Source organism: Bradyrhizobium sp. BLXBL-03 (genome assembly GCF_051853015.1).
In the GTDB taxonomy this organism is placed as follows: Bacteria; Pseudomonadota; Alphaproteobacteria; order Rhizobiales; family Xanthobacteraceae; genus Bradyrhizobium; species Bradyrhizobium manausense.
In genome coordinates this window covers 2,511,892-2,535,141 of sequence record NZ_CP182470.1, presented here as the reverse complement: position 1 = coordinate 2,535,141, position 23,250 = coordinate 2,511,892, and the positions used below count along the sequence as shown (strand labels likewise).

General features: G+C 64.3%; 23 protein-coding genes. 4 read left to right on the top strand and 19 right to left on the bottom strand.

Translation table 11 applies throughout. From position 1 onward, the window contains the following. Positions 1-9: 9 nt before the first annotated feature. The 3 genes from ACNJX9_RS12045 to ACNJX9_RS12035 all read right to left on the bottom strand — a co-directional run bounded on the left by ACNJX9_RS12045 (position 10) and on the right by ACNJX9_RS12035 (position 2,711). On the bottom strand, positions 10-1,035 hold the full coding sequence (locus ACNJX9_RS12045; protein ID WP_057747264.1) for an ABC transporter substrate-binding protein: 1,026 nt from the start codon (positions 1,033-1,035) through the stop codon (positions 10-12). A 72-nt stretch (positions 1,036-1,107) separates the two neighbouring features. After that, positions 1,108-1,893: an ABC transporter permease gene (locus tag ACNJX9_RS12040; protein ID WP_439408952.1), complete on the bottom strand. Its 786-nt coding sequence runs from the start codon at positions 1,891-1,893 to the stop codon at positions 1,108-1,110. Next, positions 1,893-2,711 (bottom strand): ABC transporter ATP-binding protein, encoded by an 819-nt coding sequence (locus ACNJX9_RS12035; RefSeq protein WP_057747262.1) that lies wholly within the window; start codon positions 2,709-2,711, stop codon positions 1,893-1,895. The genes ACNJX9_RS12040 and ACNJX9_RS12035 overlap by 1 nt, the downstream gene beginning before the upstream one ends. Positions 2,712-2,849: 138 nt before the next feature. On the opposite strand from ACNJX9_RS12035, the gene ACNJX9_RS12030 reads away from it, so the two are divergent. Both ACNJX9_RS12030 and ACNJX9_RS12025 read left to right on the top strand, forming a co-directional pair. Beyond that, positions 2,850-3,632, top strand: a complete 783-nt coding sequence (locus ACNJX9_RS12030) for an ATP-binding cassette domain-containing protein (RefSeq protein WP_439408950.1) — start codon at positions 2,850-2,852, stop codon at positions 3,630-3,632. Further along, positions 3,629-5,188: a glycine betaine ABC transporter substrate-binding protein gene (locus tag ACNJX9_RS12025; protein WP_057747260.1), complete on the top strand. Its 1,560-nt coding sequence runs from the start codon at positions 3,629-3,631 to the stop codon at positions 5,186-5,188. Before ACNJX9_RS12030 ends, ACNJX9_RS12025 begins: the two co-directional genes overlap by 4 nt. An 86-nt stretch (positions 5,189-5,274) precedes the next feature. Here ACNJX9_RS12025 and ACNJX9_RS12020 read toward each other — a convergent pair whose 3' ends face one another. The 5 genes from ACNJX9_RS12020 to ACNJX9_RS12000 form a co-directional block, all read right to left on the bottom strand. Continuing rightward, on the bottom strand, positions 5,275-6,237 hold the full coding sequence (locus ACNJX9_RS12020) for an ABC transporter permease (RefSeq protein ID WP_057747259.1): 963 nt from the start codon (positions 6,235-6,237) through the stop codon (positions 5,275-5,277). Next, the gene (locus tag ACNJX9_RS12015; protein ID WP_439408948.1) at positions 6,227-7,213 is read right to left on the bottom strand and encodes an ABC transporter ATP-binding protein; all 987 of its coding nucleotides are present in this window, start codon (positions 7,211-7,213) and stop codon (positions 6,227-6,229) included. The genes ACNJX9_RS12020 and ACNJX9_RS12015 overlap by 11 nt, the downstream gene beginning before the upstream one ends. After that, positions 7,210-8,376 carry a COG1470 family protein gene (locus ACNJX9_RS12010; protein WP_439408946.1) on the bottom strand — a complete coding sequence of 389 codons (1,167 nt, stop codon included), beginning with the start codon at positions 8,374-8,376 and terminating at the stop codon, positions 7,210-7,212. The genes ACNJX9_RS12015 and ACNJX9_RS12010 overlap by 4 nt, the downstream gene beginning before the upstream one ends. A 234-nt stretch (positions 8,377-8,610) precedes the next feature. Continuing rightward, complete coding sequence (locus ACNJX9_RS12005) at positions 8,611-10,323, bottom strand: sulfatase-like hydrolase/transferase (RefSeq protein ID WP_439408945.1); 1,713 nt, start codon at positions 10,321-10,323, stop codon at positions 8,611-8,613. A gap of 196 nt (positions 10,324-10,519) precedes the next feature. Further along, a complete protein-coding gene (locus tag ACNJX9_RS12000; RefSeq protein WP_439408943.1) occupies positions 10,520-11,188 on the bottom strand; it encodes a TetR/AcrR family transcriptional regulator in 669 nt (222 codons plus the stop codon). 110 nt (positions 11,189-11,298) lie between these two features. On the opposite strand from ACNJX9_RS12000, the gene ACNJX9_RS11995 reads away from it, so the two are divergent. Then, positions 11,299-11,919 (top strand): hypothetical protein, encoded by a 621-nt coding sequence (locus tag ACNJX9_RS11995; protein ID WP_439408942.1) that lies wholly within the window; start codon positions 11,299-11,301, stop codon positions 11,917-11,919. 183 nt (positions 11,920-12,102) lie between these two features. On the opposite strand, the gene ACNJX9_RS11990 is transcribed toward ACNJX9_RS11995, so the two are convergent. The 9 genes from ACNJX9_RS11990 to miaA all read right to left on the bottom strand — a co-directional run bounded on the left by ACNJX9_RS11990 (position 12,103) and on the right by miaA (position 20,336). Further along, the gene (locus tag ACNJX9_RS11990) at positions 12,103-12,291 is read right to left on the bottom strand and encodes a hypothetical protein (protein ID WP_439408940.1); all 189 of its coding nucleotides are present in this window, start codon (positions 12,289-12,291) and stop codon (positions 12,103-12,105) included. A 43-nt stretch (positions 12,292-12,334) separates the two neighbouring features. Then, positions 12,335-13,354: a ketol-acid reductoisomerase gene (ilvC, locus tag ACNJX9_RS11985; RefSeq protein WP_057747255.1), complete on the bottom strand. Its 1,020-nt coding sequence runs from the start codon at positions 13,352-13,354 to the stop codon at positions 12,335-12,337. A 134-nt stretch (positions 13,355-13,488) separates the two neighbouring features. Next, a complete protein-coding gene (locus ACNJX9_RS11980) occupies positions 13,489-14,091 on the bottom strand; it encodes a LysE family translocator (protein ID WP_057747279.1) in 603 nt (200 codons plus the stop codon). A gap of 7 nt (positions 14,092-14,098) precedes the next feature. Next, positions 14,099-14,974, bottom strand: coding sequence for an EamA family transporter (locus ACNJX9_RS11975; protein WP_057747254.1), 876 nt, complete (start codon positions 14,972-14,974; stop codon positions 14,099-14,101). A gap of 47 nt (positions 14,975-15,021) precedes the next feature. Beyond that, the gene (locus ACNJX9_RS11970; protein ID WP_057747253.1) at positions 15,022-15,717 is read right to left on the bottom strand and encodes a class I SAM-dependent methyltransferase; all 696 of its coding nucleotides are present in this window, start codon (positions 15,715-15,717) and stop codon (positions 15,022-15,024) included. Between the two features lie 3 nt (positions 15,718-15,720). Beyond that, positions 15,721-16,263 (bottom strand): acetolactate synthase small subunit, encoded by a 543-nt coding sequence (ilvN, locus tag ACNJX9_RS11965; RefSeq protein WP_057747252.1) that lies wholly within the window; start codon positions 16,261-16,263, stop codon positions 15,721-15,723. A gap of 23 nt (positions 16,264-16,286) precedes the next feature. Continuing rightward, on the bottom strand, positions 16,287-17,270 hold the full coding sequence (locus tag ACNJX9_RS11960; protein ID WP_439408937.1) for a threonine dehydratase: 984 nt from the start codon (positions 17,268-17,270) through the stop codon (positions 16,287-16,289). 4 nt (positions 17,271-17,274) lie between these two features. Beyond that, positions 17,275-19,050, bottom strand: coding sequence for an acetolactate synthase 3 large subunit (locus tag ACNJX9_RS11955; RefSeq protein ID WP_439408936.1), 1,776 nt, complete (start codon positions 19,048-19,050; stop codon positions 17,275-17,277). 329 nt (positions 19,051-19,379) lie between these two features. Next, entirely contained in the window at positions 19,380-20,336 is a 957-nt protein-coding gene (gene miaA / locus ACNJX9_RS11950) for a tRNA (adenosine(37)-N6)-dimethylallyltransferase MiaA (RefSeq protein WP_439408934.1), read from the bottom strand. An 11-nt stretch (positions 20,337-20,347) separates the two neighbouring features. Here miaA and serB point away from each other — a divergent pair, with 11 nt between their 5' ends. Further along, entirely contained in the window at positions 20,348-21,253 is a 906-nt protein-coding gene (gene serB / locus ACNJX9_RS11945) for a phosphoserine phosphatase SerB (protein ID WP_439408932.1), read from the top strand. Positions 21,254-21,380: 127 nt separating this feature from the next. On the opposite strand, the gene ACNJX9_RS11940 is transcribed toward serB, so the two are convergent. Together ACNJX9_RS11940 and ACNJX9_RS11935 are read right to left on the bottom strand one after the other, a co-directional pair. Then, on the bottom strand, positions 21,381-22,874 hold the full coding sequence (locus ACNJX9_RS11940) for a Do family serine endopeptidase (RefSeq protein ID WP_271602610.1): 1,494 nt from the start codon (positions 22,872-22,874) through the stop codon (positions 21,381-21,383). 143 nt (positions 22,875-23,017) lie between these two features. Then, the gene (locus ACNJX9_RS11935) at positions 23,018-23,224 is read right to left on the bottom strand and encodes a DUF2065 domain-containing protein (RefSeq protein WP_057747247.1); all 207 of its coding nucleotides are present in this window, start codon (positions 23,222-23,224) and stop codon (positions 23,018-23,020) included. Positions 23,225-23,250: the final 26 nt, after the last annotated feature.

Sequence of the window (23,250 nt, the reverse complement as noted above, 5' to 3'; positions counted from 1 at the left end):
TCGCGTCAGTTATTTGGCGCTCCCCGTGGTCTTCTTGGCCTGGTCGACGAACTTGTTGGTAAATGTCTTGTTGACGTCGATCTTGGCGTTCGCGACCTCCGGCGAGCCGACGCTGAACACCGCGAGCACGGCATCCGCGCCCTTCGGGTCCATCTTGCCGGTCTCGGAGAACATCGGGATCGTGTTCTTCAGCGCAGCGAGATAGAGGTCCTTGTTCTTGCCGACCATCTCCTCCGGCATCTTCGCCATGATCTCCTCTGGAGAGTGCGAATGGATCCAGGCGAGCGTCGACAGCATCGCGTTGGTGAGCGCCTGCACCTCCTTCTCGTGGCCAGCGACCCAGGCCGCCGTCGAGTATAGCGCGCCACCCGGATATTCACCGCCGAAGGTCTCGAGCGTGTCCTTTTGTGTCCGGGTGTCGCTGAGGATACGCAAGTCCGGATGGCTGCCCTTGAGCACCGTGACGGAGGGATCGAGCATCACCGCGGCGTCGATTTGCCCCTGCTCCATCGCAGCCACCGCGGTGGCGCCGAGGCCGACGCCGATGACGGCGGTACCGGCGGGGTCGAGACCATTCTTCTTCAGGAGATATTTCAGGAAGAAATCGGTCGAGGAGCCGGGTGCGCTGACGCCGACCTTCTTGCCGGCAAGATCCTTGATCGACTTGATGTCGGCCGTATGCGAAGGCGCCACCACCAGCACGAGGCCGGGATAGCGGTCATAGACCACGAAGGCCTGCAACTCCTGCTTCTTGGCGGCCAGGTTGACGCAATGGTCGAAATAGCCGGATACGACGTCGGCGCTGCCGCCGAGCACGGCCTTGAGCGCGTCCGAGCCGCCCTTGAGGTCGACCAGATCGACATTGAGGCCGGCCTTCTCGTACTCGCCAAGCTGCTTGGCAAGCACCGTCGGCAGATAGCACAGGCACGCGCCGCCCCCGACCGCAACGGTGACTTTGCTTTGCGCTGCGGCAAGCGAGGTGGTGAGCGTCAGCGCAAGCAAGGCGCCGGCGAGCCTGGCAATCGTGTTCTTCATTGGTTTCCTCCGTTCGGCTGGCGGCACCATAGAGCAGCAGGGTGGGCTTGAGAAGGCGACTAACGGATACGCCTACCCGCGGCCGTCTACGGTCGGCCGCCAGACCAGCAGACGCCGCTCCACCAGCGTGACCCCGAAATCGATCAGGATGACGAAGGCCGACAGCACGAACATGCCGGCGAACACGCCGGCGACATCGAACACGCCCTCGGCCTGCTGAATGAGATAGCCAAGGCCGGCCGCCGACCCCAGATATTCACCGACGACGGCGCCGACCACGGCGAAACCCACTGACGTGTGCAGCGAGGAGAACATCCACGACAGCGCCGACGGCCAATAGACGTGCCGCATCAACTGCCCCTCGCTCATGCCGAGCATGCGGCCATTGTCGAGCACGGTGCGGCTGACTTCCTTGACGCCCTGATAGACGTTGAAGAACACGATGAAGAACACCAGCGTCACGCCGAGCGCAACCTTGGACCAGATGCCGAGGCCCAGCCACAGCGCGAAGATCGGCGCCAGCACCACGCGCGGCAACGCATTGACCATCTTCACGTAAGGGTCGAACACGGCGGCAACCAGCGGCTGGCGCGCGAACCAGAAGCCGATGAGAACGCCGCCGAGCGATCCGATCACGAAGGCCAGGATCGATTCCATGAGCGTAATGCCGAGATGCTTCCAGATCACGCCGGAGACGAACCATTTGACGATCTGATCGAGCACATCGACCGGATTGGAAAAGAAGAACGGCGGCAGCAGGATCTTGCCGAACACCGGCACCGTCGACAGCAACTGCCACAGCACGATGCCGACGATCGCGACCAGGAGCTGCAGCGCAAGCAGCGCGACGCGCGACATCAGACCGCCTCCGCCGCGTGGGTGGATTGCGCGTAGCCCTTCATCACCTCGTCCTTGAGCACGCTCCAGATCTCGCGATGCAGCGCATGGAACTCCTTGTCCAGCCGCACCTCGAAAATGTCGCGCGGGCGGGGAAGCGTGACACGCCAATCGCCGATGATGCGCGAGGACGGCCCCGCCGACATGATCACGACGCGGTCGGCGAGCGCGATGGCCTCCTCTAGGTCATGCGTCACGAACAGCACGGCCTTGCGGTCGGCGTTCCAGAGATCGAGCAGCAGATTGCCCATGACTTGCCGCGTCTGCGCATCGAGGGGCCCGAACGGCTCGTCCATGAGGAGGATTTTGGGATCGCGGATCAGGACCTGCGCCAGCGCCACGCGCTTGCGCTGGCCGCCTGAGAGCATGTGGGGATAGCGGCCCGCAAAGGCGCCGAGGCCCACGGACGTCAGCCATTTCTGCGCCTGGGGTAGCGCCTCGGCGCGCGCCGTGCCCCTGATCTCGAGGCCGATGGCAACGTTGTCGAGCGCAGTCTTCCAGGGGAACAGCGCGTCGGCCTGGAACAGATAGCCGGCATCCCGGTTCAGCCCCGCGAGCGGCCGATCAAAAATCCTGACGCTGCCGGCGGCAGGCTTGAGCAGGCCGGCGGCGACGTTGAGCAGCGTGGATTTTCCGCAGCCGGTCGGCCCGACAATGGCGACGAACTCGCCCTGGGCGACTGTGAGATGGGCCTTCTCCACCGCTGTATAGACCCGTCCGTCCCCCAGCCGGAACGCAACCTTGGCATCTTCCAGCGCCACTGCCGTGGGCGTTGTCATATGTTCCCTCCAAACTTGGCTTGATGCCTTAGCCGCTCGCGCGACCAAGTTCAATCAAGCGACCAGGCGTGCTACGCATGGGCCTTGGCCCTGCTCTCACCTGAGGGGGAGGGTAAGAGAACAGCGAGCCCGTCAGCGATGCCTTCCAAGCCGGCGATCAGCTACCGAAACGTCAGCAAGAGCTTCGGCGCCCTCAGGGCCGTCGACGATGTGTCGCTCGACATCGCCGAGGGCGAGCTTCTGGCCGTCGTCGGCCGCTCGGGCTCGGGCAAGACGACGCTGCTGCGGCTCGTCAACCGGCTGATCGAGCCCGATGGCGGCACCATCACGGTCGAGGGCAGGAACGTGCAGGACATCGATCCGGTCGCACTGCGGCGCCGGATCGGCTACGTTTTCCAGAGCGGCGGGCTGTTTCCGCATCTGAGCGTCGCCGACAATATCGGGATCACGCCAAAACTGCTCGGCGCGCCCGCAGCCGAGATTGTCGCGCGCGTCGACGAGTTGATCGAGCTGATGCAGCTCGACCGTGCCTCCCATCGCGACCGGCTGCCGGAAGCGCTCTCGGGCGGCGAACGCCAGCGCGTTGGCGTGGCGCGGGCACTGGCCGCCAAGCCCCGCATCATGCTGATGGACGAGCCGTTCGGCGCGCTCGACCCCCTCACCCGCGACGCCCTCGGCGAGGATTTTCGCGAGCTGCACCGCAAGCTCGGCCTGACCACCGTCATGATCACGCATGATATGACGGAGGCGATCTTGCTCGCCGACCGGATCGCGGTGATGCGCGGCGGAAGGCTGCTCGCGCAAGGTACGCCGGCGGAGCTGTCAGCGAGCAGCGATGCCTATGTGCTGGAATTGCTGCGCACGCCCCGCCGCCAGGTCGAGCGGCTGAACGCGCTGCTGCGACAGGGCGGTGCGGCATGAGCCTTTTCAACGATCCGCGTTGGGGCGAGGCGCTGTCGCATCTGCCCGACTATCTCGGCAATCATGTGCGGGTGAGCCTCGCCGCGCTCGCGCTTGGCCTCGTTGTCAGCCTGCCGCTCGCCATCCTGACGCGCAATCGTCCGGCGCCGCGCGCCATCCTGCTCGCCCTCGCCAGCATCGTGCAGACGGTGCCGGGGCTGGCGCTGCTCGCATTGTTCTACCCGCTGTTGCTGCTCGCCGCCTCCCTGGCACTGAAGTGGTTCGGCGTTTCCTTCTCCGCGTTCGGCTTCCTGCCGGCGATGCTGGCGCTGGCGCTCTATTCGATGCTGCCGGTGCTGCGCAACGGCATCACCGGACTGAACGGCATCGATCCCGCATTGATCGAAGCCGCCAAGGGCGTCGGCATGACCCCACGGCAGTCGTTGGTCATGGTCGAGTTGCCGCTGGCTCTGCCGGTGATGATGGCCGGCATCCGCACCGCCTCGGTGTGGGTGATCGGCACCGCCACGCTGTCGACGCCGATCGGGCAGACCAGCCTCGGCAATTACATCTTCGCCGGACTCCAGACCCAGAACTGGGTGTTTGTGCTGTTCGGCTGCGTCGCCTCGGCCCTGCTGGCGCTCGCCGTCGATCAGCTGCTCGGCCTGATCGAGGGCGGCCTGCGTCAGCGCGGCCGCTTGCGTACTGCGCTCGGCGCGGCCGGGATCGCGGCGCTGGTTGCGGCGACGCTGGTGCCGACGATGGGACGCTCGTCGTCCGGCTACGTTGTCGGCGCGAAAACCTTTGCCGAGCAATATGTGCTCTCGGCCCTGCTTCGCGACCGCCTCCAGGCCGCAGGCCTCTCCGCAACGGCGCGATCCGGCCTCGGCTCGAGCGTGGTCTTCGGGGCGTTGAAGGCCGGGGATATCGATCTCTATGTCGATTATTCCGGCACGCTCTGGGCCAATCAGTTGCACCGCACCGATATCAAGCCGCGCGCAGAGCTGGTGGCGGAGTTGAAGACGGCGCTCGCCAAGGACAACATCACCCTGCTCGGCGAGCTCGGCTTCGAGAATGCCTATGCGCTGGTGATGCCGAAAAAGCGCGCCGACGCGCTCGGCGTCCACACCATCGCCGATCTCGCCGCGCACACCTCGACGATGTCGATCGCCGGCGACTACGAGTTCTTCTCACGTCCGGAATGGGCGGCGTTGCAGAAGGCTTACGGCCTTCAGTTCGGCGCCCAGCGCCAGATGCAACCGGACTTCATGTATGCGGCGGTGGCGAGCGGCGAGGTCGACGTGATCGCGGGCTACACCAGCGACGGCCTGATCGCGAAATATGATCTGGTGGCCCTCGACGATCCCAAGCAGGCGATCCCGCCCTACGACGCGATCCTGCTGCTGGCGCCGAAGCGCGCCGGCGACGAGCGGCTCAAGGCGGCGCTGAGCCCGCTGCTCGGCAAGATCGACATCTCCACCATGCGCGAGGCAAACCTGCGCGCCAGCGGCAACGATGCGAACTCCTCGCCGGATGCGGTCGCGAAGTGGCTGTGGGAGAAGATCGGGCGACCATAGATGGAGTTGAGGGGGTAGCCGCAGGGGACACCGGCCACCCCCTCGTGCCCATCTCTTGGAGGATGAGAGGGCAAAGCGCAATCAGTTCACGCCCTCACCTCCTGGCGCTGAAACAGCACATAGCTGAAGACGAACAGAATGATGGTGCCGGCGATGAGGCCGACGGTCTGCGGCCAGGCGAGCATGACGCTTTCGCCGAAGGGCAGCGGCGCGCCGATGACGGCGCCGCGGAGCTGATCGAGGAACACCGGTCCGAGTGAGCGGGTTGTCGGTGACAGCACGGCAAGCATCGCTTCTTCGAACAGATCGTTCGGCGATAGCCGCAACAACTCCTGGGCCCACACTGTCGTTGCCGGATCGTTCAGGCCGAGCAGCGCATAGCGCGGGTCAGGAGGCGCGACCACCTGTGCCAGGGCCGGGGCCAGCATCGGCCACAGTATCGTCAGGAACAGCCAGATACCCAGCGAGACCAAGGCCGCGGTGGCAGCCGACCGGAACACCGTGGACAGCAGCATCGCCAGCGACAACCAGACACCCGCGTAGAAGATCGCCACAACCAGGAACACGAGCGATCGCGCGACCTCCTCGCTGCCGGGCGGCACGCCGAGAAAGATCAGGCCGAGGCCGATCACCAGCAACCAGAGGGCGGCAAGGCTGATACCGATGGTCGCGAGCGCCGCAAGGAACTTTCCCATCAGCAAAGCATCACGATAGATCGGCTGCGCCAGGATGCGCGACAAGGTTCGCCTGTTGTGCTCGCCATTGACTGCGTCAAAGCCAAGTCCAATCGCCATCAGCGGGATGAGGAAGCCGAGGATCGCGACAAAGGACGGTAACGGCGCCTGGTCGATCGTAAACAGCCGCAGCAGCAGGAACGGATCCTCGGCGGTGTTCTGCCTGAGACTGTTGATCGCCTCGTACAGCGCGGCGAGCGCCGTGAAGACGATCAGGAGCTGCAGCATCAGCATCCGGACGCTGGAAATATGGTCGGCGAGCTCCTTGACGAAGACGGTCGACATTCCCTGAAACGGTGATCCCTCACGCCGCATGACGAGCGCCTCCCGCAGGCAGGTCCTGGAAATAGCGTGTGTAGATCGCTTCGAGGCTCGGCTCATCGACGGACAGTCTGCGCAAGGAACCGTCAACCGCGACCACCGCGCGCGCCGCATCCGGCCGCACGTCGCGCTCAGCCGTCATGCGAAAGCGATTGACGGAGAGTGTCTCGACATGCGTGACGCCAGGGATCATGGCGAGCCGCCGGGCGAGACCAAGCCCCTCGGCCTCGACCTCCACGACAAAGCCAGCGCCCAGCACCTTGACCGCGAGCTCAGGCACCGCCCCCATCAGCACGATGTGACCGGCCCTGAACAACGCGACACGGTCGCAAATGCGCTGAACCTGATCGAGCATATGGGACGACAGCAGCACCGTGATGCCTTCGGCCTTGAGTTCTCCGATCATGCCCAGAAACTCCTGGGTCGCCTGCGGATCGAGGCCCGACGTCGGCTCGTCCAGGACCGCGATCTCGGCCCGCTTCATGATGATCTCGGCGAGGCCCAGCCGCTGCCGCATGCCGCGCGAGAAGGTCGCGACCCGCTTCGAGGCAACCTCGGTCAGCCCGGCGCGCCAGAGCGCCTGCTCGATCCTGCGCGCACGCTCCGCGCGGGCGAGCCCCATCAGCTTGCCTGTGTAGGCGAGGTTCTCTGTCGCCGTGAGCTGGTCATAGAAGCCGACGGCATCAGGCAGATAGCCGACGCGACGCTTGACCTTGAGCGGCTCGCGCGCCGGATTGAAGCCGAGCACGCTCATCTCGCCCGATGATATCTCGGTAAGGCCCAGCATCATCAGGATGGTCGTGGTCTTGCCGGCGCCGTTCGGGCCGAGCAAGCCGAACACCTCGCCCCTGGCGATGTCGAGGTCGATGCCATCGACGACCGCTTTATCGCCGTAGCATCGGGTCAGGCCGCGCGCATGGATGACCGGAACCTGCGGTGGAGTCCTGGTCTCGGTGGGTTGCTCGCTCATCGCCGTCCGAACCTCGCAACGGCGCCCAGCATCAACAACAACGCAACGCCGATGACGCCGGCTCCGGCCATGCCCCATACGGTGGAGGTGCCGACGGTGATGCGGAACTGGCTCGAGGCGGTCTCACCCCTGGACGTGGCGCGGATGTTGGCCTGATAATCGCCGGCCAAGGATTTGTCGCTGGGCGTGAGCAGCGCCTGCACCTCGCTATCCTTGCCGGGCACGAGATGATCGATCGACGCCGGCTCGAAGGTCACTTTCCAGCCGTTCGGCGCCGTGGCGGCGAGGCTGATATTCTCGGCCGGCGCCGTTCCATTGTTGCTCACGACGATCGGGATCGAGCTCTGCTTGCCCGCGACGGCCCGCGCGCTCAGCAGGCCATCGCGGCCCGAGATCTGAAGCTGCGGCTCGCCGACAACGTCGAGCGCAAGCTCGGTCGAGGCCAAAGCGTCGCCCGCCTTCACCGTGACCTTCACCGGAAAATGTCCGGCAGCGGTCGAGCTGGGTGGCCGCACCTTCAGCTTGACGTCTTTGGATTGACCGGCGTCAATCGGGATCGATGACAGCTCCTGCGTGCCATAGGCTTCGGTGAAGGAGGTTTCGAAATTGGCGGGCGCATCGGCCGCGAAGCTGGCCACAACGTTGCGACCCGAATCGTTCTTGATCGAGAGCGTGTAATCGAAATTCGATTTCGGGCTACCACGCAGCGAGGGCAGGCCCGACTTGACCGAGAGCTTGGCGGGCAGCTCCTTGGCGAGCGAGACGGCTATGGGAAGTTCGGCGTTGGTGCCCTGCCCCTCCGCCTTGACCGTAAGCGTATGAGCGGTGAGATCGCTGGTGGCGGGGATGTCGAGCCGAAGCTGGAGCGCCACACTGCCATCGGGCGCCGGCATCGCTGCACCAACCGGCTGGCCGCCGCCCAGCAATGTCGCGGACCAGCCGCTCGGCACGCCGGAGACCGAAAGCTGGTAGCGCGCCGGCGCGAGACCATAGTCGTGCAACCGCAGCGAAACATTGGTCGTTGTCCCCGGCCGCACCGTGACGGCCGGATAATCCGTCATGAGGTAGAGACCTTTGATGTCCTGCGCCGGTTCGGCCGCGTAAGCCGTCGAGCTGAGCAGCAAAAGGGCAAATGCAAGACGCGCAGCATCAAGCGCTCGCATGGATGATACTCCTGCAAGGAAAATGGACCCAGAGATGGATGACGCCGCCTGAAAGACGACGGCGACGGCTTGCCGGATGATGGGAGAAATCGTGACAAAGTTTGGGAAATGAGGCGCCGCCCCAATTACAAGTCGGTGATTTCAGGTATTTTTTGCTCAGACTTTAGTTTGAAATGCACCTCGCGCATCCCGACGATTAATATGTCGTAAGGCGATATATATTGTTCGCCGGCGCTACAGCCCCCGGATCATCCCCGCATCGATCAGCAGCCGGTTCAGCCGCCGCGCCTCGGCGCCGTCCTTGCAGCCGTAGAAGATGCCCTTGCAGCGGAGCATGATCTCCTTCTGCTCCGCGAACGACGGATCGAGCGGGATGCCGGCAGCCTCCTGGATCACCAGCGGCAGATAGGGACCATCGATCGTGTCCATCACGGCGTCGCTCTTCACCGGCTCGAAATTGAGCGCGTCGATGGCGTAATAGGTGGCGTAGAGGCGCGGATCATAGGCGTCGAGCCTCTTGCCGATCGCGCCTTCGTCGAGCCCGGGCTCGAGGATAGCAGGAGCGAACTCCGGCTGGTGATCGCCATAGCGCACGATCAGGAACGGCTCGCCCGGAAAATTCTTGGTCAAGCCCGCGAGGAAGGCTTTGTATTGCTCGGCACTCATGACCTGGCGGCGCAGATATTCGTCGATGGACGGCAGGTTGCCCGGTGCGCGCCAGTTCGGCAGCAGGTCGGGACGGAAGCGCGTCTCCCAGGGGAAATGGTTGGCGCCGAGATAGATGAAGGTGAACAGCGGCTTGTTCGGCGTGCGCTCGGCCATCAACCGCAGCGCCTTGTCGTAGAAGAAGCTGTCGGGCTCGACGTCTTTGGCGCCGAGATCATGAGAATCGAGAAAGCGCTCGACACCGGTCGTCATCTGGAAGCCGCGTGCGCTCATGAAGCCGCCATAGGCAGGGTAGAGCGACATGGTGTCATAGCCGCAACGGCGTAAGCTGAGCGGCAGGCCACGCTCGACGCGGCCCGACGCAAGGCGCGTCACGAAATAGGCAAAGCGGCCAAACGAGCGCGAGGACAGACCCGCCAGCACGTTGTATTCGGTGAACCAACTCGGCCCGCCATTGCTTTCAGCCAGGAAGGTGCGCTCCTTGCCGTCCCAGGACTTGAAATGACTGCCGTAGCCCGGTGGCACCTTGATGCCCTGCGCGGCGCGGATATCGAAGCTCGATTCATCATGGATCATGATGATGTTCGGTCGGCGGCCCGCCGGGTGGCAGGCGTCGACCAGCGGTATATTGAGCCGCTCATTGGTCGCGGCGGCCGACTCCATGAAGCCGTACTCCACGAAATCGGACACCGCAGTGACGCCGGAGCGGAAGAACTTCGAAAGATAGCCGTCGTCGTAATAGCCGCGCCAGGCCTCGTCCGGATGATAGGCGGAATAGAAAACCAGGGCGGCGAGACAGGCGAGCTTGCAGGCCAGCGCTGGAAGGCGGCGGATGCGGAACGGATCGAGCCACCACAGCGCATACATCAGCGGCAGCGTGACAAGGCCCGCCCCGATCACCGACCAGCGCAAATTCGGGAAGATCGTGAACAGGAACGCGACCGTGTCGCGATCGATCATCATCAGGTCGATGAAGTTCACCGTCATCTGCACGACGTCGTGCTTGAGCCGGGACAGCAGCACCAACATCACGACCATAGTCAGCGACAATGCGCCCGAGAGTGCCGGCCGGCGCAGCAGCGTGATCCAGAAGAAGTTGAGAATGCCCCAGGCGAGCAGGAAGGACAGGCGCGAGCCGAAATCGGTCTCGGTCTCGTACATCAACGCAAGAGCAGCGACATGCGGCGCGGCCACCGCCAGCAGCCGCCAGATGCCGACCGCAGCGACGCTCGCCAGAACGGCGGTGGTGGCAGAAGGACCTGGATTGGGCGCGGACGCCATCGACGGCACGCTGAACTTGGGTCCGGCGCGGTGATGCCAAGCCGTCTGGCCAGCCTCGAGGCCGCCAAGGCGGACGGCGCAGCCGGCTGCACCGTGTCACAAAACTGTAATGGAACGGTCACGAACAGGCAACGCGCGCGACGATCCGACCTTCGCTTAATGTTAGCGGACGGCGAAGGGCCCGCACTTGGATGACCTAGCTCTTGGCGATCCCGGCGATGAACAGATCGATCACGCCCTCCGCCATCCGCTCGATCTCCCCCTCCTCGACGCCCCAGCGCGGGAAATGGCCGTCGAGGTGCATGCGGGCAAAGCCGTAGATCAGAGCGCGGCCGGCGATCAGGATACGTTTCAGATCCGGCGAGCGCAGCAGGCCCTGCGCGGCCGCCTCTGCCAACATCCGTTCGGTCAGCGCCACGAGCTCGGCGTTGTCGCGGAGCAATTCGGCCGAGCTGCCATACGCGAAATAGCGTCCCGTGGAAATGATCTCGAAATGCGCGGGGTTGTGCATCGCCCAGCGCACATAGGCGATGCCGAAGGCGCGGAAGCGCGCCAGCGGATCGGTGGAGCTCGCTTCCGCCAGCGCAGCCTCGATCTCGGCGCGAAAGCGCCGCTGCGCCTCCTCGGCCACCGCAGCCATCAAGGCGTCGCGGTTGGGAAAGTGCCGGAAGGGCGCCCCCGGCGACACCGCGGCGCGGCGCGCGGCCTCGCGCACGGAGACCTCGGCTCCTTCGGCCGCCAGTTGCAACGCAGCATCGATCAGCACCCGGCGGAGGTCACCGTGGTGATAGGGCCGGGCTCCCGGTGCCTGTCGACGGGTGCGGGGCTTTGAAATCCGGGGCCTAGGGGACTGACGGGCGGGCATGACCGCTTCCTAGCATCACCCGAACGTGAATGTAAGCATCGATTACACTATTGACGATCATGCCAGCTCGAAATGTAATCGATGATTACATGACGGAGGAGACCGCTACGATGTCACAGCGCCACAACTGGTTCGAAGGCTGGCGGCTGCTTGCCGTGCTCACGCTGAACCTGATCGCCTTGAGCTTGTGGATCGCCTCGATGCGCCAGTTCGAGGTCGAGGGCGTCCGCATGGTGATCCGCTTCACGGCGCGCAGCTCGCTGCTGCTGTTCTGTCTGGCCTTCAGCGCTGCAGCGGTGGCCCGACTGTGGCCCAACGCCTGGACGCGCTGGCAGCGGCGCAACCGCCGCTATCTTGGCCTGAGCTTTGCGGTCTCCCACGCCATCCATGCGGTGGCGATCGTCGGCTTCGCCAGGATGGATCCAGCAGGCTTTGCGGAAGCCACTTCGCCGGCCTCCTACATCTTCGGCGGCATCGGCTATGCCATGATCATTGCCATGAGCGCGACCTCGTTCGATCGTGCTGCCGCACTGCTCGGACCGCGGGCCTGGCGCACGCTGCACCTCGTCGGCGGCTACTATCTCTGGGTCCAGTTCATGGTGTCGTTCGGCAAGCGCGTGCCGGCGATGCCGGCCTACGCCGCGTTCCTCATTCCGCTGCTCGCGGTCATGGCGCTGCGGATGATCGCAAAGGCCCGCCACCCGCGCGGGCAAGCCATCACGGCGAGCTGAGAGGACGGCTTGCAAGAAGGCGTATCGGGTGTGCGTTCTTAAGATGAAGCGGCGTGCGAACGTTGCCAACCGCGATCGATGATGCCTTGAGAGCGCGGATGAAGAGCCGACTTCTAGCCGCTGAGTGCATTGCGCTTTTGGCGATCACGGCTTCTAAAAAAGGTCCTGAAAAACGACGCGAACTCAAGAATGTGGTTTAAGCGTCAGTTCTTCGCTCTGGGAAAGCACATCAAGGCGCGAAGAATTTGAATGAAGCAGCAATGCTTCGCGCGAGAAGGAAAGAGCGAGACCGCTGATTGCGATCTCGCTCACAAATAATCGCGAAGATTTAAAATTTGGTTTGGCGAGCGAAGCTTGTGCTTCATTCGTCATTCCGGGGCGCGCTTAGCGCGAACCCGGAATGACGGCGATGCCGTCAGTTCTTCGACTTGTCGACCAGCGCGCCCTTCTTGATCCAGGGCATCATGTCGCGGAGTTTCGCGCCGACTTCCTCGATCGGGTGCGCGGCGAGCTTGGCGCGGGTCGCCTTGAACGAAGTCTGGTTGACCTTGTTCTCCAGCATCCAGTCGCGGGCGAACTTGCCGCCCTGGATGTCGGCGAGAACGCGCTTCATCTCGGCCTTGGTCTCGGCGGTGACGATGCGCGGGCCGGTGACGTACTCGCCGTACTCAGCGGTGTTGGAGATCGAGTAGTTCATGTTGGCGATGCCGCCTTCATAGATCAGGTCGACGATCAGCTTCACTTCGTGCAGGCACTCGAAATAGGCCATCTCCGGCGCGTAGCCGGCTTCGACCAGAGTCTCGTAGCCGCCCTTGATCAGCTCGACCAAGCCACCGCAGAGCACGACCTGCTCACCGAACAGGTCGGTCTCGCACTCTTCCTTGAAGGTGGTCTCGATGATGCCGGCACGGCCGCCGCCGACAGCCGAAGCGTAGGACAGGCCGAGATCATGGGCATTGCCCGAGACGTCCTTGGCGATCGCGATCAGGCAGGGCACGCCGCCACCGCGCTGATATTCCGAGCGCACGGTGTGGCCGGGGCCCTTCGGCGCGATCATCAGCACGTCGAGATCGGCGCGCGGGTCGAGCAGATTGAAGTGGACGTTGAGGCCGTGCGCGAACACCAGGGCCGCGCCCTTCTTCATGTTGTCGTGCAGGTGCTCGCGATAGATGTCGCCCTGGAGCTCGTCCGGGGTCAGCATCATGACGAGGTCGGCCCATTTGGCGGCTTCGGCCACTTCCATCACCTTGAAGCCGGCGGCTTCGGCCTTCTTGACCGAGCTCGAATCCTTGCGCAGCGCAATGGCGACGTCCTTGACGCCGGAGTCCTTCAGATTGAGCGCATGGGCGTGGCCCTGGCTGCCATAGCCGACGATGGCGACCTTCTTCCCCTTGATCAGGTTCAGGTCGGCGTCGCGATCGTAATAAACACGCATAGTCGTTTCCTCGTTGAGGGCCGGAAATCGGCCGATGGGTCAGGGTCCGAAGGGTGGAATTTGCGGATTTCGGGGGCTGTCTAGAGCATTTTCAGCCTTTAGGGAAACCCGTTTCTGCATGGAAATCCGCGACATCATGCATCCATGAAAACGGGGTAGAGGGAGGCGAGCAGCAAGAGCGCCATCAGGATATTGAAGGCGCGGACCAGCCGCTCCGAGGTCAGCACCGGCCTCAGTGCAGTGCCGAATAAAGCCCAGACCACGGTCGAGGCGGTGCCGACCAACAGGCTGATCAGGGTCTGGATCGCGATGTTGACCGGGAACTGGGCAATCGCCGCATAGGCGGTGATGGTGCCGATCACGATCACCCAGCCCTTGGCATTGATCCACTGAAACATGGCCGCGCCCCAGAACGACATCGGGCCGCGGCCGTCTGCCTCGCCCGGCTTGGCCGGACCGGACATGGCGATGACGACGGCAAGATAGATCAGGTAGGCCGCACCGGCATATTTCAGGATGGTCTGGAGGATTGGATAGGCCAGAAACACGGCGCCGAGCCCGAGGCCGACGGCACCGACCATGAAGGCGAAGCCAAGGACGATGCCCGCGATGTGAGGGATGGTACGCCGGAAGCCGTAGGTCAGGCCCGAGGCCAGCAGCATGATGTTATTCGGCCCGGGGGTGAAATACATCACCACCATGAAGGCGAGAAAGGCATAGAATAGCGAGTGGGTCATGCTCACCTCACGCGGTCTTCGGCAGGATTTGCGGACGCTTCGCCAGCACCATCACGGCGATACCGCCGATCACGGTGAGCATGCCGGCGAGGCGCAGCGGGCCGAACCGTTCGCCGAACACGATGCTGGAGGCGGCTGAGCCGACGAACGGCACCAGCAGCGCGAATGGCACCACCTGCGCCGCCGCATAATCGCGCAAAAGGCGGCCCCAGAGCCAATAGGCGATGCTGGTGGAAATGCCGCCGAGCATCAGCATGCAGAGCGCCGATCTCAGCGAGATATGCGTCAGCGACGTCAAGGTCGATGCCGGCCCGTCCGCGATCAGCGCCAGCGCGAACAGCGGCACCGCGGCAGCGAGACACAGCCAGGCAAACAGATCGAACATCGGCACGCCGCGAGCACCGCGCAGCAGCAGATTGCCGACGGCAAAACTGATCGGCGAGATCATCAGCACAGCGAATGCGGCAACGCTGAAATCATAGCCGACGGTGCCGCAGATCATCAGCAGGCCGATCGCAGCAATGACGATGCCCAGCGTCTGCATGGGCGTCGGCCGCTCGCCAAAGGCGAGCGCGGCAAAGCCGATCGTGAACAGCGCCTGGCTCTGCACCACGACGCTGGTCAGGCCCACCGGCACGCCGTGGGCGATGCCATAGGCCTGAGACAGGAACTGGCCGAGGAACAGCGTGAAGCTGATTGCGATGAGAAGTGACCAGGCGACCTTCGGCTTGCGGATGAACAGGCACGGCACCGCGGCGATCGCAAAGCGCAACGCCGTCATCAGCTCCGGCGAAAGCTCGTCGAGCGCGATCCGGCTCGCCACGAAGGCGAGCCCCCAGATGATCGCCACCATGAGGGCGATGAGGATATCGGCCGGCTTCATTGTTGTTCTCGGTTCTGCCTCTCGTGCAGCCCTGCTTGTTCTTCTGTCTAGCCTTGCTCGCCGGCTTTGGGTTTGCGTAGGAGATAAGTGCCGTGCATCGGCGCGTGATAGTCGGCCGAGACCAGCGTGAAGCCGACGTCGGTCAGCATCCGCTCCATCACCCAGCCGAAGGTGGAATATTCGTCGCGCATATGCGTCACCACGCTCTCGCGCGAGAAGTCGTGGTTCTTGATCTGGTAGTCGGCCCATTGCTCGATGTCGCGCTCGACCGCGTCAGGCATCGAGGCATAGACGATATCGCGCAGATAGAAGCTTGCGCCGGGCTTGAGCGCGCGAAAGATCCGCGACATCGCCACGACCTTCCAGAAGTCGGGCAGATGATGCAGCGTGAACTCGCTGACGATCAGATCGTAGGATTCCGGGCGATAGGCGAAGCTGAGCAGACCGGCGGACTGCGTGCGCACGGGCGCCTTGCGGTCGCGGGCGTAGATCTCGGCGAGCGCCAGCATCGCCGGCGAGATGTCGATGGCGTCGACATCGGCGCCCATCAGCGCGGCTTCGGTGGCGAGAACGCCGTTGCCGCAGCCGATGTCGGCGATGCGCCAGCCGCGCTGGACGCCCAGCATTTTCAGTGCGGCGCGCGCCCGCAGATCGGCATCATCGTGAGCATCGTAGATCGACGCCACTGCGGGCTCGATGCCCATACGGTTCCGCTCGTTGTAATACCAGTCGCGCGCCAGCATGGCTCACATCCCTTCAGGCCCGCGGCCGATCGCGGCAACACCGGTGCGCGACACCTCGACAAGACCGATCGGGCGCATCAGGTCGATAAACTGATTGATCTTCTCCGTATTGCCTGTGATCTCGAACACAAAGCTCTCGGTGGTGGCGTCGATCACGCGGGCGCGGAACGCATCGGCCAGCCGCAGTGCCTCGACGCGATGCTCGCCCTGCCCGCGCACCTTCACCATCGCCAGCTCGCGCTCGATCGAGCGGCGGGTCTCGGTCATGTCGACGACCTGGTAGACCGGGATCATGCGATCGAGCTGATGCTTGATCTGCGCGATCACCATCGGCGTGCCCGTGGTGACGATGGTGATGCGCGAGAGGTGCTTCTGGGCCTCGGTCTCCGAGACCGTGAGGCTCTCGATGTTGTAGCCGCGCCCCGAGAACAGGCCGATGACGCGCGCGAGCACGCCCGGCTCGTTCTGGACGAGCACCGCAAGCGTGTGCGTCTCGTTGGGATCGTGGCGCTCTTCGATGAAGTAGGCGGATGCGGGCTGATTCATTGTCGTCCTCTCTTGTCTCGTCCTCACGCCTTGCCCAGTTCTTTGGCGGGCGCGTCCGTCCCGACCCAGCGGCGGAACAGATCGAAATCGATATTGCCGCCGGACAGCACGAGACCGACGCGCTTGCCCTTCAGCTTGCTCTTTTCCTGCAACGCCGCGGCGAGTGCGGCCGCGCCGGCGCCTTCGGCGAGATTGTGCGTGTCCGTCCAGTAGGCGCGGATCGCGGCAGCCACCTCGTCGTCGGTCACCTGAACGATGCGCGAAGCGCCCTTGCGGATCAGCGCGAGCGCATCCGCGTCGGGAATGCGCGTTGCCATGCCGTCGGCGCGCGTATTGGCGGTCTCGGTGGTCACGACCTTGCCGGCGGCAAACGACAATGCGTAGGACGGTGCTTCCGTCGACTGCACGCCGACAATCTCGGTGTTCAGGCCGAGCAGGTCGCGCGCCATGATGCAGCCGCAGATGCCGGAGCCCTGCCCGATCGGCACGTAGAGAATGTCGAGATCGGGCGCAGAGCGGAACAGCTCCAGCGCGTAGGTCGCGACACCCAGCACCAGGTCCGGATGGAACGACGGCACCATGTGAAGGCCGGCGAACTGCGCGCGGCGCTCGGCTTCCTCGCGGGCGGCCTGAAAATCCTCGCCATGCTCGACAAGCTCGGCGCCAAAGGCCTTCATGGCACGGTTCTTTTCGACCGAGTTGCCGCGCGGCACGTAGATCACAGCCGGCACGCCGTGGCGGCTGGCAGCGAACGCCAGGCTCTGACCGTGATTGCCACGGGTTGCCGAGATGATGCCGGGACCATTCGGCCGCTCGCGCTTCAGCCGTTCGAGATAGACCAGCCCGCCGCGCACCTTGAAGGCCCCGATCGGCGTATGGTTCTCGTGCTTGACCACGACCTGCGTGCCAAGCCGCCGGCTAAGCAGCGGCCAGGCATGCGCCGGCGTTGCCGGCACCGCCTGCCCCACGATCGCATGTGCGCGCTCGAGCTCCGTCAGGTCGAACATGACCTCACACCAGCGCCTTGCCGCCGGCGAACGCCTTGGCGGTGGCCTCGTCGTTAGCCTGCTCGGGCAACAGCATCTCGTTGTGCGCCTTGCCGGAGGGGATCATCGGGAAGCAGTTTTCCAGCGCGGCGACACGACAGTCGAACAGCACGGGGCGCTTGACCGAGATCATCTCCTTGATGGCACCTTCGAGATCGGCGGGCTTGGTAACCTGGAGACCGACGCCACCATAGGCTTCCGCGAGCTTGACGAAATCAGGCAGCGCCTCCGAATAGGAATGCGACAGCCGGTTGCCATGCAGCAACTGCTGCCACTGCCGCACCATGCCCATATATTGGTTGTTCAGGATGAAGATCTTGATCGGCAGCTCGTATTGAACCGCGGTCGACATCTCCTGCATCGTCATCTGCACCGAGGCATCGCCCGCGATGTCGATGACAAGGCTGTCCGGATGGGCGACCTGCACGCCGATCGCGGCCGGCAGGCCGTAGCCCATCGTGCCGAGACCGCCGGAGGTCATCCAGCGATGAGGCTCCTCGAAGCCGTAGAATTGCGCCGCCCACATCTGGTGCTGACCAACCTCGGTCGTGATGTAGGTGTCCTTGCCGCGCGTGGCCTCGAACAGGCTCTGGATCGCATGCTGGGGCAGGATGACGTCATTGCTCTTCTTGTAATAGAGCGAGTTGCGGGCACGCCATTGCGCGATCTGCTGCCACCAGCTCTTGATGTCGGGCTTCTTCGCCTCCGCCTTGAACACTTGCAGGATGTCGCCCAGAACGTTGCCGCAATCGCCGATAATCGGCACGTCGACGCGGATGTTCTTGTTGATCGAGGACGGGTCGATGTCGATGTGGATCTTCTTCGAGTTCGGCGAGAACGCATCGACACGGCCGGTGATGCGATCGTCGAAACGCGCGCCGACGCACAGCATGACGTCGCAATCATGCATGGTCATGTTGGCCTCGTAGGTGCCGTGCATGCCGAGCATGCCCAGCCAGTTCTTGCCCGACGCCGGGTAGGCGCCGAGGCCCATCAGCGTCGAGGTGATCGGGAAGCCCGTGACCTCGACCAGCTCGCGCAGCAGCTTCGTCGCCTCCGGCCCGGAGTTGATCACGCCACCGCCGCTGTAGATCACAGGGCGCCTGGCGCCCGCGAGCAACGCCACGGCCTTGCGGATCTGCGTCGCATCGCCCTTCACGCGTGGCGCGTAGGAGCGATGCACGTCGGATTTTCGTGGCGGATGATAGGTGCCGATTGCGAACTGCACGTCCTTGGGAACGTCGACCAGCACCGGGCCTGGACGGCCCGTGGTCGCAACGTAGAAGGCCTCGTGCAGGACCTTGGCGAGATCGTTGACGTCGCGCACCAGCCAATTGTGCTTGGTGCAGGGCCGCGTGATGCCGACGGTGTCGCATTCCTGGAACGCATCGTTGCCGATCAGATGCGTCGGCACCTGACCGGAGATGCAGACCAGCGGGATCGAATCCATCAGCGCGTCGGTCAGCGGCGTCACCATGTTGGTGGCGCCGGGACCTGAGGTCACCAGCGCAACGCCGGGCTTGCCGGTCGAGCGCGCGTAGCCCTCGGCGGCGTGACCGGCGCCCTGCTCGTGGCGGACCAGGATGTGCTGGACCTGGCTCTGCTGGAAGATCTCGTCATAGATCGGAAGCACCGCGCCGCCGGGATAGCCGAAAATGTCGGTCACGCCGTGATCGATCAGTGCGCGGACGATCATCGCTGCGCCGGTCATCTGGTTCGGATCGTGGCTCTTGTCGCTCATTGGCTTGCTCCGGATGCGCTGTTGCCAGCGGCTTCGTTCGTGTCTGGTTCGGGAAATAAAAAAGGCCCCGAAGAGGGCCCATGCACACCGCCTGTCATGTGGATGGCAGCTAGCCACCCCCGGCGGTGTGCCTGGGTACGACGGCGATAAGGAGTTTGGCAATAATGTTGCGCATGGCAGACGTTCGGCTTCCCAAAGGTTGCGCGAAACATAGCGACCAAAGCCCCGATGTCAAGGCAAAGCGGCCACTTCCGCGCGATTTTGGCAGTGTAACCGCGTTCCCGGGGTTCGGCGAGAGGTAAATTCGGGAAGCCGCGCACAAAAGCACGTCAACCGGGCTTCCCGGCCGCATCGGCGGCGGCAGACAGCCAGCCCCTCGCCTCCGCCGGCCTCACCCACTCGAATTCGGGCAATTGGTGCCTGAACCAGGTGAATTGCCGCTTGGCATAGTGGCGGGTATCGGCCCGGCCGATCGTCGCGGACTCCTCGAGGCTGAGCTCACCGCGCAGATGCCGGATCAGCGCCGGCACGCCATGGGCCTTCATGGCCGGCAGCAGCGGATCGAGGCCGCGGGCGGCAAGCTGCTCGACCTCGTTCAACGCGCCGGCCCTCAGCATGGCGTCGAAACGGGCGTCGATGCGGGCATAGAGCTCGTCACGCTCCGGGGCGAGAAACACCGCCCGAAAGCTGTCCTTGGGCAGCAGCGATGGCTGGGCCTCATGGTGCCAGTCGAGCAGTGAACGCCCGGTCGCCTCGACCACTTCGAGGGCGCGCGCGATGCGCGTGCGGTCGCGGAGATTCAGTCGTTCCGCCGCGCGCGGATCGCGGCGCGCCAGTTCCGCATGCAGCGCCTCGACGCCGTTCCGCTCCAGCCGCGCGCGCACAGCCTCGCGCACCTCGGCGGGGATCGGCGGCACCACCGAAAGGGCCGCCGTCAGCGCCTTGAAATACAGCCCTGTGCCGCCGACGAAGATCGGCAGGCGGCCCTCGGCCCGCACTTCGTCGAGCACCTTGGCGGCATCGCTCACCCAGGCGCCGGCCGAAAAATTCACGGCCGCATCGACATGGCCGTAGAGGCGATGCGGCACCTGCGCTTCTTCGTCGAGCGTAGGACGCGCCGTGATGATACGGAGGTCACGATAGACCTGCATGGAATCGGCATTAATCACGACTCCGCCTGCACGGCAGGCAAGCTCGAGCGCCAGCGCCGACTTGCCGCTGGCGGTCGGGCCTGCGATAAGCACGGCCTTGCCAACATGCTTTCTGCCGACTTGCCCCTCGTTCACGAAAACCTCAAATGTCCCTCGTCGCCACGCTGATCTGCAACCCCAACAATCCCGCGCTCGACTCTACCATCGTCGATGGCGCCCGCGCCGTGCTGCCCAGCGCAGCGCCCGCGCACTGGCTGTTCGACGGGGTTGCGGTCGACATTCCCTTCGGCGCCGACAGTAACCTCGAAGGCGACCGTCACGCCATCGAAGAGCGGCTGCGCGAGCTCCGCGGCGACCTGCCCATCGACATCGTGGTGCAGCCTGTTGGCTTCAGGCGCAAGAAGCTTTTTCTCGCCGACATGGATTCCACCATGATTGGCCAGGAATGCATCGACGAACTCGCCGATCTCGTCGGGATGAAGGCGCATGTCGCTGGCATCACCGAGCGCGCGATGCGCGGCGAAATCGAGTTCGAGCCGGCGCTGCGCGAGCGCGTCGCGCTGCTGAAGGACCTCCCCGCCAGCGTGGTCGATGAGGTGCTGGCCAAGCGCATCACGCTGACCCCGGGCGGCCGCGAATTGGTCGCGACCATGCGCGCGCATGGCGCCTATACCTGCCTCGTCTCCGGCGGCTTCACGCTGTTTACCAGCGCGGTCGCCGCCAGGATCGGCTTCCAGGAGAACCGCGCCAACGAACTCGTCGTGCGCGAGGGCAAATTCACCGGCGAGGTGAAGGAGCCGATTCTGGGTCGCGCGGCGAAGCTGGCGACGCTGGTGGATCTGATGGAATCGTTCGATCTCGACGACATCGACTCCGTCGTCGTCGGCGACGGCGCCAATGATCTGGCAATGATCCAGGCGGCGGGACTGGGCGTGGCGTATCACGCCAAGCCGGCGGTGGCGGCTGCCGCTGCGGCGCGGATCGACCACGGCGATCTCACGGCCCTGCTGTACGCGCAGGGATATCGGCGGGACGAGTTCGTGGAGGCGTAGGCTCTGCCTCACACTCCGCTGCCGTAGGGTGGGCAAAGGCGCACTTGGGCCGTGCCCACCACTCTTGCCGATATGATAGAGATGGTGGGCACGCTTCGCTTTGCCCACCCTAGGAGATCGTTTCCGCCTACTGCACGCTGAGCGCCACGAAGCGCAATTCGCCGTCGCCGTTGGACACCAGCAGCAGCACGGACTTCTTGCCGTCCTTCTTGAGCTGGTCGATCCGCTTCTGGATGTCCTCGCCGCTCGAGACCGCTTCCTGTGCGACTTCGACGATGACGTCTCCCGCGGAGAGCCGCTTCTCGGCGGCATCCGAAGTGGCATCGACATTGGTGACGACCACGCCCTTGACGCTGTCCTTGATCTTGTAGCGCGCGCGCAGATCCTTGTTCAGCACGGCGAGATCGAGGCCGAGCGCCTTCTGCGTCACCAGCTTCTCCGGCGGCGGCTCGTCCGTCTTCACCGCGGCCTGCACCTTGTCGGGATCCTGCAGGCGGCCGAGCGTCACCTTCTTGGTCTGCTCCTCGCCCTTGCGGATCACGATGACGTCGACTTCCTTGCCGACCGCGGTGTCGGCGACGACGCGGGAGAGATCCTTGGGGTCCTTGACGTCCTTGCCGTCGAACTTGACGACGACGTCACCAGGCTCGATGCCGGCGGGCTTGGCCGGGCCCTTGTCGTCGACGCCGGCCACCAGCGCGCCGCGCGCCGGCTTGATGTTGAGGCTCTCGGCGATCTCGTCAGTGACGCTCTGGATGCGCACGCCCAGCCAGCCGCGGCGCAGTTCGCCGAACTGGCGGAGCTGGTCGACCACGCCCGCAACCGTCTTTGACGGCACGGCAAAGCCGATGCCGATCGAGCCTCCGGAGGGCGAGATGATCAGCGTGTTGACGCCGATGACGTCGCCTTCGAGGTTGAACAGCGGACCACCGGAGTTGCCGCGATTGATGGCGGCGTCGGTCTGGATGTAGCTGTCATAGGGCCCCGAGGAGATGTCGCGGTTCTTGGCCGAGACGATGCCCGCCGTCACCGTGCCGCCGAGGCTGAAGGGGTTGCCGATTGCGACCACCCAGTCACCCAGACGCAGTTTGTCGGAGTCGCCGAACTTCACTGCAATCAGCGGCTTCGGCGGCTTGAACTTCAGGACAGCGAGGTCGGTCTTCTTGTCGACGCCAACCAGTTCGGCCTTGATCTTGGTGCCGTCGTTGAGAATGACATTGATCTCGTCGGCATCGGCGATGACGTGATTGTTGGTGACGACGACACCTGAGGTGTCGATGATGAAGCCGGACCCGAGCGAGTTGGTCTTGCGCGGCGGGCTATTGTCGCCGCCCTTGCTGCCGCCACCCGGGCCTTTGCGGTTCTTGAAGAAGTCGTCGAAGAATTCCTCGAAGGGCGAGCCGGGCGGCAGTTGCGGCATGGTGTTGCTGCCGCCGCCTTTGGCCTCGACAGTCTGCGAGGTCGAGATGTTGACGACCGCGTCGATCACCTTCTCGGCGACGTCGGCGATGCCCTCCGGTCCGCGTGCATAGGCTGGCGAACCGAATGCGCTGACAGCGCCGATGGCGAGCGCAGCCAACCCAAATCGCAAGCGGGTCGGGACAATGGTGGCAGCGGTCATTGTGATCTCCAGAGAAAAGGATTCGGCGCCAAGACTGCGCTCGAACATGGGCACGGCGCAAGCACGGAGCTTAACGGCCCTCAAGATCCGGATAATACGGCGAAAACCCGCCGCTCGCCTTCACTTTGGCGTTGGCGCTGCGGCTAGATCGGGCGTCGCATGACCCAGATCAGGATCAAACCGGCCACAGCCGAGCCGATCCCCACCGCCCGCAGGATATTGTCCGGCGTGGCGATGGCGCTCTTCATGGCCTTGCGCATCCAGTTCGGACTTGCCGCGAACATCAAGCCTTCCAGCACAAACAGGATGCCTAAGCCGATGAGGAAGTCGGCGAACGCAATGGACCTCATCGGATTGGAACCTCCCGTGGTGCTGT

Excerpts from the sequence above, each read along its gene's own strand:
- ACNJX9_RS12045 (WP_057747264.1), bottom strand. The coding sequence starts at position 1,035 with ATGAAGAACACGATTGCCAGGCTCGCCGGCGCCTTGCTTGCGCTGACG.
- ACNJX9_RS12035 (WP_057747262.1), bottom strand. The coding sequence starts at position 2,711 with ATGACAACGCCCACGGCAGTGGCGCTGGAAGATGCCAAGGTTGCGTTC.
- ACNJX9_RS11975 (WP_057747254.1), bottom strand. The coding sequence starts at position 14,974 with ATGAAGCCGGCCGATATCCTCATCGCCCTCATGGTGGCGATCATCTGG.
- ACNJX9_RS11935 (WP_057747247.1), bottom strand. The coding sequence starts at position 23,224 with ATGAGGTCCATTGCGTTCGCCGACTTCCTCATCGGCTTAGGCATCCTG.
- ACNJX9_RS11955 (WP_439408936.1), bottom strand. The coding sequence starts at position 19,050 with ATGAGCGACAAGAGCCACGATCCGAACCAGATGACCGGCGCAGCGATG.
- ACNJX9_RS12030 (WP_439408950.1), top strand. The coding sequence starts at position 2,850 with ATGCCTTCCAAGCCGGCGATCAGCTACCGAAACGTCAGCAAGAGCTTC.
- ACNJX9_RS11980 (WP_057747279.1), bottom strand. The coding sequence starts at position 14,091 with ATGACCCACTCGCTATTCTATGCCTTTCTCGCCTTCATGGTGGTGATG.
- ilvC (WP_057747255.1), bottom strand. The coding sequence starts at position 13,354 with ATGCGTGTTTATTACGATCGCGACGCCGACCTGAACCTGATCAAGGGG.
- ACNJX9_RS11970 (WP_057747253.1), bottom strand. The coding sequence starts at position 15,717 with ATGCTGGCGCGCGACTGGTATTACAACGAGCGGAACCGTATGGGCATC.
- ilvN (WP_057747252.1), bottom strand. The coding sequence starts at position 16,263 with ATGAATCAGCCCGCATCCGCCTACTTCATCGAAGAGCGCCACGATCCC.
- ACNJX9_RS12025 (WP_057747260.1), top strand. The coding sequence starts at position 3,629 with ATGAGCCTTTTCAACGATCCGCGTTGGGGCGAGGCGCTGTCGCATCTG.
- ACNJX9_RS11995 (WP_439408942.1), top strand. The coding sequence starts at position 11,299 with ATGTCACAGCGCCACAACTGGTTCGAAGGCTGGCGGCTGCTTGCCGTG.
- ACNJX9_RS11990 (WP_439408940.1), bottom strand. The coding sequence starts at position 12,291 with ATGACGAATGAAGCACAAGCTTCGCTCGCCAAACCAAATTTTAAATCT.
- ACNJX9_RS12005 (WP_439408945.1), bottom strand. The coding sequence starts at position 10,323 with ATGGCGTCCGCGCCCAATCCAGGTCCTTCTGCCACCACCGCCGTTCTG.
- ACNJX9_RS11940 (WP_271602610.1), bottom strand. The coding sequence starts at position 22,874 with ATGACCGCTGCCACCATTGTCCCGACCCGCTTGCGATTTGGGTTGGCT.
- ACNJX9_RS11960 (WP_439408937.1), bottom strand. The coding sequence starts at position 17,270 with ATGTTCGACCTGACGGAGCTCGAGCGCGCACATGCGATCGTGGGGCAG.
- ACNJX9_RS12020 (WP_057747259.1), bottom strand. The coding sequence starts at position 6,237 with ATGCGGCGTGAGGGATCACCGTTTCAGGGAATGTCGACCGTCTTCGTC.
- serB (WP_439408932.1), top strand. The coding sequence starts at position 20,348 with ATGTCCCTCGTCGCCACGCTGATCTGCAACCCCAACAATCCCGCGCTC.
- ACNJX9_RS12040 (WP_439408952.1), bottom strand. The coding sequence starts at position 1,893 with ATGTCGCGCGTCGCGCTGCTTGCGCTGCAGCTCCTGGTCGCGATCGTC.
- ACNJX9_RS12000 (WP_439408943.1), bottom strand. The coding sequence starts at position 11,188 with ATGCCCGCCCGTCAGTCCCCTAGGCCCCGGATTTCAAAGCCCCGCACC.
- ACNJX9_RS12015 (WP_439408948.1), bottom strand. The coding sequence starts at position 7,213 with ATGAGCGAGCAACCCACCGAGACCAGGACTCCACCGCAGGTTCCGGTC.
- ACNJX9_RS12010 (WP_439408946.1), bottom strand. The coding sequence starts at position 8,376 with ATGCGAGCGCTTGATGCTGCGCGTCTTGCATTTGCCCTTTTGCTGCTC.